The 10,503-nt window shown below is 60.8% G+C and carries 8 protein-coding genes; 5 read left to right on the forward strand and 3 right to left on the reverse strand.

The genetic code is table 11. The annotated features are described in order from the left end of the window. The first annotated feature begins 4 nt into the window (after nt 1–4). The 3 genes from HYZ49_19880 (at nt 5) to recF (ending at nt 4,391) form a co-directional block, all read left to right on the forward strand. Entirely contained in the window at nt 5–1,501 is a 1,497-nt protein-coding gene (locus HYZ49_19880) for an MFS transporter (protein MBI3244546.1), read from the forward strand. 146 nt (nt 1,502–1,647) lie between these two features. Beyond that, nucleotides 1,648–2,967, forward strand: a complete 1,320-nt coding sequence (locus tag HYZ49_19885; GenBank protein MBI3244547.1) for a GMC family oxidoreductase — start codon at nt 1,648–1,650, stop codon at nt 2,965–2,967. Between the two features lie 206 nt (nt 2,968–3,173). Continuing rightward, a complete protein-coding gene (gene recF, locus HYZ49_19890; GenBank protein MBI3244548.1) occupies nt 3,174–4,391 on the forward strand; it encodes a DNA replication/repair protein RecF in 1,218 nt (405 codons plus the stop codon). Nucleotides 4,392–4,414: 23 nt separating this feature from the next. On the opposite strand, the gene rsmG is transcribed toward recF, so the two are convergent. Beyond that, the gene (gene rsmG / locus HYZ49_19895; protein MBI3244549.1) at nt 4,415–5,137 is read right to left on the reverse strand and encodes a 16S rRNA (guanine(527)-N(7))-methyltransferase RsmG; all 723 of its coding nucleotides are present in this window, start codon (nt 5,135–5,137) and stop codon (nt 4,415–4,417) included. 171 nt (nt 5,138–5,308) lie between these two features. Between rsmG and HYZ49_19900 the strand changes: the two genes are divergently transcribed. Next, nucleotides 5,309–7,816, forward strand: coding sequence for a transglycosylase domain-containing protein (locus HYZ49_19900; GenBank protein ID MBI3244550.1), 2,508 nt, complete (start codon nt 5,309–5,311; stop codon nt 7,814–7,816). Nucleotides 7,817–7,839: 23 nt separating this feature from the next. Next, nucleotides 7,840–9,207 (forward strand): polysaccharide biosynthesis C-terminal domain-containing protein, encoded by a 1,368-nt coding sequence (locus HYZ49_19905; protein ID MBI3244551.1) that lies wholly within the window; start codon nt 7,840–7,842, stop codon nt 9,205–9,207. On the opposite strand, the gene HYZ49_19910 is transcribed toward HYZ49_19905, so the two are convergent. Together HYZ49_19910 and HYZ49_19915 are read right to left on the reverse strand one after the other, a co-directional pair. Continuing rightward, nucleotides 9,181–9,900 (reverse strand): hypothetical protein, encoded by a 720-nt coding sequence (locus tag HYZ49_19910; protein ID MBI3244552.1) that lies wholly within the window; start codon nt 9,898–9,900, stop codon nt 9,181–9,183. The genes HYZ49_19905 and HYZ49_19910 overlap by 27 nt on opposite strands. Before the next feature lie 6 nt (nt 9,901–9,906). Continuing rightward, nucleotides 9,907–10,413: a GTP-binding protein gene (locus HYZ49_19915; GenBank protein MBI3244553.1), complete on the reverse strand. Its 507-nt coding sequence runs from the start codon at nt 10,411–10,413 to the stop codon at nt 9,907–9,909. Nucleotides 10,414–10,503: the final 90 nt, after the last annotated feature.

The raw sequence follows: 10,503 nt of genomic DNA on the forward strand, positions 1-10,503 counted from the left end.
AACCATGTCTCGTCAACGAATCATTGCTCTCACCCTGGGCATCATGCTCAGCATCTTCATGGCCTCAATGGAAGCCACCGTCGTAGCCACGGCCATGCCCACCATCGTCAGCCAACTCGGCGGTTTGGCGTCGTACAGTTGGGTGTTCTCGGCCTACATGCTGGCCTCGACAACCACCGTGCCGCTCTTCGGCAAGTTTTCCGATTTGTACGGGCGGCGGCCAGTCTACGCCGTCTCCATGACTCTGTTTCTCGCCGGCTCGCTCTTGTGCGGCCTGGCCGGAAGCATGGAGCAGTTGATCTTCTTCCGCGTCGTGCAGGGACTGGGCGCGGGCGGTATTCTGCCGCTGGCCTTCATCATCATCGGCGACACCTTCAGCTTTGAACAACGCGCCCGCATGCAGGGCGTGTTCTCCGGCGTGTGGGGCGTGTCGTCCGTCGTCGGCCCGTTGCTCGGCGGCTTCCTGGTGGATACCGTCTCGTGGCACTGGGTCTTTTACATCAACCTCATCCCCGGCTTGCTGGCCGGAACGTTGGTGATGCTCTCGTTGGCGGACGGCGCCCGCAAGACGGCGGGCGTGGCGCAAGTGGACTTCCTCGGCGCGGGCGTGATGAGTGCCGGTGTTGTTGCGTTGTTGTTGGGGCTGTTTGAACTGGGCACGCCCGTCGGTTGGGGATTGCTGGCGACAGCGGCACTGCTCTTCGCCGCCTTGATCTGGATCGAGCGGCGAGCCGCCGATCCCATCCTGCCCCTGCTCATGTTCCGTGATCGTTTGTTTGCCGTCGCCTGCGGGCACGGCCTGTTGACCGGGTTCGCCATGTTCGGTAGCCTGGCCTTTGTGCCGCTGTTCGTGCAGGCCGTGCTGGGAACCAGCGCCACCGTCGCCGGTTCCACCTTGACCCCAATGCTGATCAGTTGGGTCATCGCCAGCATCGTCAGTAGCCGTCTCTTGCTGGCGGTGAGCTACCGCTCGTTGGCTCTGTTCGGCATGTGCCTGCTCACGTTGGGCACGTTCCTGATGACCCGGATCGGCGTCGCCGTCTCTCAGATCAACCTGATCATCTATTTGGGCATGATGGGCGTCGGCATGGGCTTTTCGATCCCGTCATTCCTCATCGCCGTGCAGAGCACGGTCGAAAAGCGCTCGATGGGCGTTGCCACGTCCACCTTGCAGTTCAGCCGCAGTATCGGCGGCACGCTGGGGGTGAGCATGATGGGAGCCGCCCTCGGTGGCTGGCTGATTTCCAATCTCAAGGCCGCCGGTTTGGAGTCGGCGGCTGTTTCGGTGGACAGCCTGCTCGATCCGATTGCCCGGTCTGCCTCCAGCGCCTTGTTGAATGAGGCGTTGAAGAACGCGCTGGCCGGGGCGATTCAAGGCGTGTTCGTCATCGCTTTCATCGCCGCCGCGCTGGGCCTGGCGATAACGGCCCTCACGCCCAAAGGCAACATTGCCCAGTTGGCGACCCGGCAAGCCGAGAAAGTCGAACAACCTGCGCTCTGACGCGAAGATGTTTTTGCATTCCCCTTGAAAAACTATCACGACCGCGAAGATTCTGATCCGCGAAGGGCCACGAAGGAGCACGAAGAATCCTTCGTGTAACTTCGTGTCCTTCGTGGATTCCTTTGGTTGCGGCTGGAGGCCGTGCTATGAAAAAAGAAGGAGATGTCATCGTGATCGGCTCCGGGCCGGGCGGGGCCACAATGGCTCGCGGCCTGGCCCGCGCGGGCAAGCGCGTGCTTCTGCTCGAACGCGGCAAGGACTGGCGGCGCTCGCCGCTCTACGGCACGTACCCCGGCGCGCTCATGTACGCTGACCGCAACGCTCTGCTCTTCACCCGCGAAGGCCTCAACATCATCCGCCCGCTCATGGCCGGTGGCGCGACGAGCATGTACTGCGGTTGCGCCGCCCCGCCGCCCGCCTGGTTCAAAGATAAATACAAGATCGATCTCGATAAGTACGTGACCGAGACGATTGACGAATTGAAGATTGCGCCCCTGCCGCCCGAACTCAGGGGAACCGCCTCCACCCGTTTAGCCGACTCGGCCAATGCGCTTGGCTACGACTGGCAACCCCTGCCCAAATTCATGAGTCCGGCGCGCACGAAGCATTTCGACTGCGGCGCAAAGTGCATGTTAGGCTGTCGTTGCGGCGCAAAGTGGAACGCGGCGGAGTGGGTGGATGAGGCGACGGCCACCGGCTGTTGCGAGTTCATCGCCGAAGCACGGGTGGACGAACTGATCGTTGAGAATAGAAAAGTGGTTGGGGTGCGAGGGAGAATTAGAGATAAGAGATTGGAGATTGTGGCCCCGATCGTCGTTTTGGCCGCCGGTGGCATTGGGTCGCCGCTCCTCCTCAAACGCGCCGGACTGAGTCGCGCCGGTCAGGGAATCGGCATGGACACGACGGTGATGGTCTACGGCGCGTCGCGCTTCGCAGGCAACGGCAACGAGCCGCCGATGACTTACGAGTGGGCGAACGATGAAGTGGGATACTTGCTCAGCACCCTGATTGACCCCTGGCTCAACTACCCGATTGTGATGGCGTTGAAAGGGCCGGGCGCGCTCGCCACCTGGCCGCGCTGGAATCACACTCTCGGAATCATGATCAAACTCAAAGATGATATTTCGGGTGTCGTCGAGTCCGAACGCAATATCAGCAAGCCGTTCACGGCCAATGACCGGAAGAAGCTCGACCACGCCTCGGCAGTTGCCAAACAGATTCTCGTCAAGGCCGGGGCCGACCCCGAGTCACTCCTCATGACTCCCCTGCGCGGCACGCACCCCTGCGCCACCGTCCGCATCGGCCCCGAAGGGGTGCTCGACCAGAACTTGCAGACCGAAATTGAGAACTTGTACGTCTGCGACGCCAGCGCCTTCCCCGAATCGCTTGCCCGACCGACGGTGCTGACGATTATTGGGTTGGGGAAGAGGTTGGTGGAGCATCTGCTGAGAGAAGAGGGCCACTGATCGCTTCGAATGATCGTAACTGCTCACGGGCTTCTATTAGAACGCTGATAAACGCGGACGCTTTGTGCGCTGATCGTCGCTGATTTTTTCAAAAATATCTGCGCGCTTCGCGTCTGCGTTCCAATAAAGTTTTTCGTGAAGCGTGACTTCGGCGTTCTCAAAACTAATTATCTTGCCGACTGCTCTCATGTTAGAATCCGACTCCAATGCGCGTCGCCCACCTCTCCCTCACCAACTTCCGCAACTACACCCGCCTCGAGGCCGATCTTCCCGCCGGGCCGCTCATCCTGATAGGCAACAACGCGCAAGGCAAGACCAGCTTACTTGAGGCCATCTATTATCTTGCCACCGCCAGTTCGCCGCACGCCACCACCGACCGCCAACTGATCCACTGGCTGGCCCTGCGCAACGACCCGCGCCCCTTCTTCAAGATTGTAGCCGAAGTTCACACCGCGCGCGAAATTCGCCGGGTGGATATTCGCCTTGAAGTTGAGGATGTGGGCGCGGCCCGCGAGCAACGCTTGAAGAAGACGGTGCTCATCAACGGCCTCAAGCGGCGGGCCGGCGACCTGCACGGCGCGGTCAACGTGGTGCTGTTCCTGCCGCAGGACATGGCCTTAGTGGAAGGCTCCCCCGGCGACCGGCGGCGATACCTGGATTCCACGCTCTGCCAGGTTGATCCGGTTTATGCGCTGGCGCTGGGCGAGTACGGAAAAATCCTTTCGCAGAGAAACGCCCTGCTCAAGCAACTGCAAGAGCGCAACGGAAATAGCAACGGCGTCGAGTTGGAGTTTTGGGATGGGGAGCTTTGTCGTCATGGGGCAACATTGATCGCGGCCCGGGCGCGGGCGCTGGAAGAAATTGGGCGCTTCGCCGCTTCCATTCATCGCGAGTTGACCGAGGGCGCAGAGCACTTGCGGCTGGCCTATCAACCGGCCTTCGACCCGCTGGCCGACGACACCCCTCAAATTGGCCTCGGCCTCGACGTGCCGGTCACGCGCTCCGGCGTCGGCCCGGAGTCCATCGCCCAAAGTTTGCGCGAGAAGCTGGAGGCTACGCGGCGGCAGGAGATCGAGCGCGGCATGACGCTCACCGGCCCGCACCGCGACGACGTGCGTTTTCTCGCCAGCGGCATTGACCTCGGCATCTACGGCTCGCGCGGGCAGGGGCGCACGGCGGTGCTTGCGCTCAAACTGGCCGAGCTGGCGTGGATGACCGACAAAGCCGGCGAGCCGCCTATCCTTCTGCTCGACGAAGTGCTGGCCGAGCTTGACCCGCAGCGGCGGCGCGACCTGCTCAAGCGACTCGGCGGCGTGGAGCAGTCGGTGATGACGACGACCGATTTGAATTTGTTCGAGCCGGAGTTTGTGGGGACGGTTGAAAAGTGGCGGGTGGTGAGCGGAACGATCCAGAATAACCAATAACGAATATCGTTAGTAGTTATTGGTTATTTCAACGGCTCCTTACCCGGCACTCCCGCCCGGCGCGGATACTTCCCCGGTGTGGCCGCCACTTTATCAAAGACGACCAGGTAGCGCGGCTCGACCACGCCCGGCAGTTCAACCGACGTGATCTGAGCCAGGCTCCCGCCCAAAATTTTCGCCGCCCGCTCTGCACCGTGAGTCTCGGCCGGGGCGCTTTCCCCTTTTTGCGCCAGCGCCTTGCCGCCCATCTTCACCAGCGGCAATAAATACTCCAGCAAGATCGGCATTTCGGCCACTGCCCGCGCGGCGGCCCAATCGTATTTTTCGCGGTGTGCCCCATCCTGCCCGACTTCCTCGGCCCGGCCCTTGATCACCATCACGTCCTTCAACTCCAACCTGCCGACGACGTGCTCGAGAAACGTCACCTTCTTGCCCACCGACTCCACCAGCGTCAGCTTCAACTCCGGGCAAATGATCTTCAGCGGCAGGCCGGGGAAACCGGCCCCGGTGCCGATGTCAATCAGCGAAGCGCGTGTTGCATATTGCGTATTGCGTATTGCCAGAAGACACGACAGCGAATCGGCGAAGTGTTTGATTTCAACGTCCGCCGGGCTTTTGATGGCGGTAAGGTTGAACTTCTCGTTCCATTCGGCAAGTTCGGCGGCGTAAATGCGAAAGGCGGCGAGTTGGGCGGGGGTAAGGTCGAGACCAAGCAGTTGTTTGACGGCAGAGGAGAGACGGTTCATTGGTGGAAATTATAACTGGAGTAAGCCGCAATTGATCACTAATCATCCCAACCACCCGCCCAAAAAAGATGACGGGCGTTTCCTGTAAACCTCTGCAACACGCCCTTGCGCAAAAACGTTTACAATTGGCGCACGGGCGTGTTTTGTTTTCTGCTTCCTGCTCTTACCTCCATGCGTCGCCGTCTCTTTCTCTCCTCGTTTGCACTATTGCTTGTGCTCGTCTCACTGATCACGCACTCACTGTTCACCGATTTACCCTCCCTCGACCGCCTCACCGAAGCCCTCACCGTCCCCTCCACCAAAATTCTCGCCCGCGACGGGCGACTGCTCTACGAAATCACCGACCCGGCCGGAGTGCGCCACACCACCCTGCCACTCGACGAAATTCCGCTTGCCTGCCAGCAAGCCACCGTCGCCGTCGAAGACGCCAGCTTCTACACCAACCCCGGCGTGGACATCGTCGGCATCGTTCGCGCCCTGTGGATCAACATCCAGGGCGGTGAGGTGCTGGCCGGCGGCTCCACCATCACCCAGCAGGTGGCCCGCAACATGTTGCTCGATCCGCAGGAGCGCGCCGAGCGCACCCTCCTCCGCAAAATGCGCGAGAGCATCCTCGCCTGGCGGCTGTCGCAGGCTTACACCAAAGACCAAACCCTCGAACTCTACCTCAACCAGACTTACTACGGCTACCTTGCCTACGGCCTCGACTCTGCCGCTCAAGCCTACTTCGGCAAGAGCGCCCGCGACCTCGACCTGGCCGAGTGCGCCCTGCTGGCCGGCCTGCCGCAAGCGCCCGCCCTCTTCGACCCGCTCACCGACCCGCAGGCCGCCGACGACAAGCAGATCATTGTGCTCGACCTCATGGTCAAGAACAACTTCATCGCCGAAGACGAAGCCAAACTTGCCAAAGACGAAGTCCTGCAATTCGCGCCCTCGCCTTTTCCGATCACCGCCCCGCATTTTATCTTTTACGTCTGGAGTCAGCTTGAAGCGACTTACCCGCCCGACGTTTTGTACTCAGGGTTGACCGTCACCACCACCCTCGACCTTGATCTCACCATCACCGCCGAGCAAATCATCACCCGCCGGCTCCAATTGTTGGCCGACTCCAGCGAAGTCCCGGGGAGCGTCACCGACGCCGCCCTTGTCGCCCTGGATCCTCACACCGGCCAAATCTTAGCAATGGTCGGCTCCCCCGACTACTTCAACGCCGAAATCTCCGGCGCGATCAACATGGCCGTCGCCCCCCGCCAGCCCGGCTCGGCCATCAAACCCATCACCTACGCCGCCGCGTTTGATCCGGCCCTGTGCTCCCAATTACCAATAACTAATAACCAATTACAAAATTCTGGCAATTCGTTATTAGTTACTGGTTATTGCCCCTGGACTCCCGCCACCCTCATCCTCGACGTGCGCACTGCCTTCGTCACCAAAGAAGGTTTTTCGTACGTCCCGCAAAACTACGACCGCAACTTTCACGGGCCGGTGCTGGCCCGCGAGGCGCTAGGCGGCTCACTCAACATTCCGGCAGTCAAGGCGCTTGATCACATTGGCATCAACAACATGCTGGCCCTGGCCGGCAAGATGGGCCTGACGACGCTCTCGGATGCGGATCGTTTCGGCCTGGCCCTCACCCTCGGCGGCGGCGAAGTCCGCCTGGTTGACCTCACCTCCGCCTTCGGCGTCTTCGCAACCGGCGGCAATTACCAATTACCAATTACTATTCTCAAAATTACTGACGCAGAGAACAACATTGTTTACCAATGGCAACCCCGCCCCGCCGAGCGCGTTCTTGACGAGCGCGTGGCCTACCTCATCACCGACATCCTCTCCGACAACAACGCCCGCCTCGCCACCTTCGGCCCGAACAGCATCCTGCAAATTGGCCGCCCGGCCGCCGTCAAAACCGGAACCACCACCGATTTCCGCGACAACTGGACGGTGGGCTACACGCCCGAACTCGCCATCGGCGCCTGGGTGGGCAACGCCGACAACAGTCCAATGGTCAACATCAGTGGCGTTGCCGGGGCAGGGCCGATCTGGCACGACTTCATGCGCGCCGCCCTCACCGGCAAGCCCGAAACGCCATTCGCCGAGCCGCCCGGCCTCGTCCGCGTCGAAGTCTGCGCCCTCTCCGGCCTGTTGCCAACCGACTACTGCCCGCTCCGCAAAGTTGATCTTTTCATTGACGGGACTCAACCGACTCAACCCGACACCTTCTACCAACCCTTCCAAATTGACGCCGCCACCGGCGGTTTAGCCGACGAGAACACCCCGCCCGAACGCATCGCTACTCAAGTCTTCCTCGTTCTCCCACCCGAAGCCCAGGAATGGGCGCGGCAAAAAGGCTTGCCGCAAATCCCAAATCCCAATTTCCAAAATCCCAACTCTAACTCCCAACTCCTCACTCTAACTTCGCCCGACGACTCCACCCTCTACGCCATCTCGCCTCGCCTGCCTCTGGCAAGCCAGCAGATCGTCTTCAGCGCCGTGAGCGGTGAGGCGATGAAAGGAGTCTCGTTTGTGCTGGACGGGCAAGTCGTGGCAACGCTGACCGAGTCGCCCTATCAACACTTCTGGCAACTCGCGCCGGGGCGGCACACCCTGGAGGCGGCGGGGGTGACGGTGAGCGGGGAAACACTGAGAAGCGAACCGATCACGTTTGTCGTGAATCCCTGACTTCCCAATGATACAATCCTCGCGTGTCGCGCCTCGTCCGAACCGGCCTCATCCTTGCCGCCCTGCGACTCCTCGGCGGCCTCGTCGCCTTTCTTGCCACACCCATCATCGCCGCCCGCTTCGGGCTTGACCCCGCCCTCGACGCCTTCTACGTCGCCTCTTCGATTCCATTCGTGCTCAGTTCCGTCGCCCTCGTCGGCGGGCTGGAGACGGCAGTGCCGCCTTTGTTTCGACGGTTTTTGACAACGGACGCTTCGCGAGCGAATTTAGCGGATGATGAAACTGAATCTTGGGGATTTGTAAACTCACTGTGGTCGCTGGCGTTGATTGGGGTGGCCGTCGTTGCCGTGTTGAGCTTTATTCTGATGCCGGCCCTCTTGCCGCGACTCGCGCCGGGGCTGGACCTTCGGCGTCAGGCCGTCGCCGTTTCCATGGCCCGGACTCTGCTCATTGGCCCCACCATCGCCGCGCCGGTTGGCGTTTGGCGCGGAACGTTGACGGCCAAGAATTTGCTCGTCGGCCCGGCGGCCATTTTGTTTGCGGGCAGTGTTGCCTACTTCCTCGTCGTTGCCGTCGCGCCCTCGACGCTCGGCGCTTGGACGTTGGTGGCGGCCACGCTCTCGGCCAGCCTCGTCGCCCTCGTCGCCCTGCCGCTCTCGTTTCCAAAGGCGCTCACAGCCAATCTCAAGTTCACGCTCGACTTTCGCCATCCCGGCCTGCCTGCCGCACTGGCCCTGCTCGTGCCGTTTGCCATCAGCGACTTGATCTATCACTCGGACTTTGTGATCATGCGCGGCTTTGCCAGCGGGGTGAGCCTGGGCGCAGTGGCGGCCTACGAATTTGCCATGCGGCCCATTGCCGCCGCCAGCACCCTGTTGCTGGCCGGAGTTGTCACACCTGCCTTCCCCGAACTGGCCCGCACCGCCAACAACCTGCCCGCCTTTCGCGCCGCCCTCGACCGGACGTTGAAGCTCATGCTCGTCGTCGCCCTGCCGCTGACGATTGCCTTCCTGTTTTTGCGCGAGCCGATAGTAGCCGTGCTTTATCAACGTGGCAACTTCACGGCTGAGGATGCCAGGCAAGTATCGGCGACATTGGCAACGCTTGCGCCGTACTTCTTCCTCACCGCCCTCAGCCAGCCGTTGGCCTATGCCACTTACGCCCGCCAGCAACCCTGGTGGACGGTGACTGCCTCTGTAATTGGCCTGGCCTTCAGCGCCGGCGGTGCTTATTTGCTCACGCCGACTCTAGGGTTGATTGGAATTGCGATTGGAGATGGGTTGGGGGCCGTGCCGATGGTGGGGTTACTGCTATTGTGGAGGTGGAGGTTGAACCGCGAAGGCGCGAAGAACGCAAAGAAAAGCTTAGAAGAAGTGAGTAGGCGGAGCTAAAAATGTTGCCGGAGTCGCCTGCGGCAAATGCCAAACCAATGAATGCCCGGTTTCGGCGTCCTCAGAAACCCAGTCTTCAGTAATCGGTCTGCCAGCAATTTGCTGAACTTTGGTATTGAAAAAAGAACCGCCGTGAAACATGATGTTGATGCTGTTGACTTTGGCGTTTGGCTTCAACTGCTGGATGCGAGCGGCAAAGGAAGGCCAGAAGTGAGCGAATCCTTTTGGCAAAGGCGCAAGCCGCGAATGCAGGTTTCCGCAAAGACAGACCACCTTACAGTCCGGTCCCAGGCGCTCCCACTCCGCAACCAAATTCTCCGCCATCCCGTTATCTCGTTCGGCCCACACGAAACCAGGCGCAACTGAATTAACGTCAAAGCAAATGACGTGCCAGCCTTTGCGAATTGCTTCGCGGGCAAGGGCCAGAGCTTGTTCATTTCCCCTTCCATCTGCGAAAGGGCGCGCAAAGAACGACGGGGCTTCTGTTGTTTCCCCTTTGGCCCAGTTGGCAAGCGCATTCTGCTCGGAAAGAGGCGCTTCAAGGCCCAGGGCGCAAAAGCCTGTCGCTCTGAAGTCGTCGAGCATCGCCGCTAGAACCTGCGGCACTTCTTGCGTCCCATGAGTCTCGCCAAAAATAAGTATGTCGCTTTGCTGGGCAAGCGATAAGATGGCTTGAGCCGATTTGGCGTTCATCCGGCCTCACCCGATCGCCAGTCTCGCCAGCGCCTCAAACAACTTTGGCACGCCGTCACCAGTGGCGGCGCTGGTTTCCACGTACTCGGCCCCGATTTGGGCGGCGAAGTTGGCGGCGTCTTGAGTCGCCTCGTCACGCGGCAGGTCAATCTTGTTGCCAACGACCACGAACTTTTGGTCGGGCATCACTTTGAGAATTTCGGCCCGCCAGGTTTCGAGGTTGGTAAGCGAGGCGGCCTGAGTCACGTCAAAGACCAGGGCTGCCGCCCGGCTTCCCCGATAGAACCCGGATCGCATGACGGCAAATCGCTCCTGTCCGGCCATGTCCCAAATGGAGAGTTTCACTTCGCCTTCGGGCAAGGCCACCCGCTTGGTCTGAAAGTCCACGCCAATCGTCATCACCCGCGACGATTCAAATTTGCCTTCACAGTACTGGCGGATGAGCGACGTTTTGCCGACGTTGCCGTCGCCGGCCACCACGACTTTGATGGCGAGTTGAGAAGTCGGCTTCATGGTTGAACGGTATAGCACCCTGAGCGGAGGCCTGCGTGTTCTTTGCGGGCCGCAGTCGAAGGGTGCGGGTCTCGCAGTGAGGGGCCGCAC

Source organism: Chloroflexota bacterium (genome assembly GCA_016197225.1).
GTDB lineage: Bacteria > Chloroflexota > Anaerolineae > Anaerolineales > VGOW01 > VGOW01.

Coding starts and splice junctions, on each gene's coding strand:
- HYZ49_19900 (MBI3244550.1), top strand. CDS start 5,309: ATGCGTCGCCGTCTCTTTCTCTCCTCGTTTGCACTATTGCTTGTGCTC.
- recF (MBI3244548.1), top strand. CDS start 3,174: ATGCGCGTCGCCCACCTCTCCCTCACCAACTTCCGCAACTACACCCGC.
- rsmG (MBI3244549.1), bottom strand. CDS start 5,137: ATGAACCGTCTCTCCTCTGCCGTCAAACAACTGCTTGGTCTCGACCTT.
- HYZ49_19880 (MBI3244546.1), top strand. CDS start 5: ATGTCTCGTCAACGAATCATTGCTCTCACCCTGGGCATCATGCTCAGC.
- HYZ49_19915 (MBI3244553.1), bottom strand. CDS start 10,413: ATGAAGCCGACTTCTCAACTCGCCATCAAAGTCGTGGTGGCCGGCGAC.
- HYZ49_19910 (MBI3244552.1), bottom strand. CDS start 9,900: ATGAACGCCAAATCGGCTCAAGCCATCTTATCGCTTGCCCAGCAAAGC.
- HYZ49_19885 (MBI3244547.1), top strand. CDS start 1,648: ATGAAAAAAGAAGGAGATGTCATCGTGATCGGCTCCGGGCCGGGCGGG.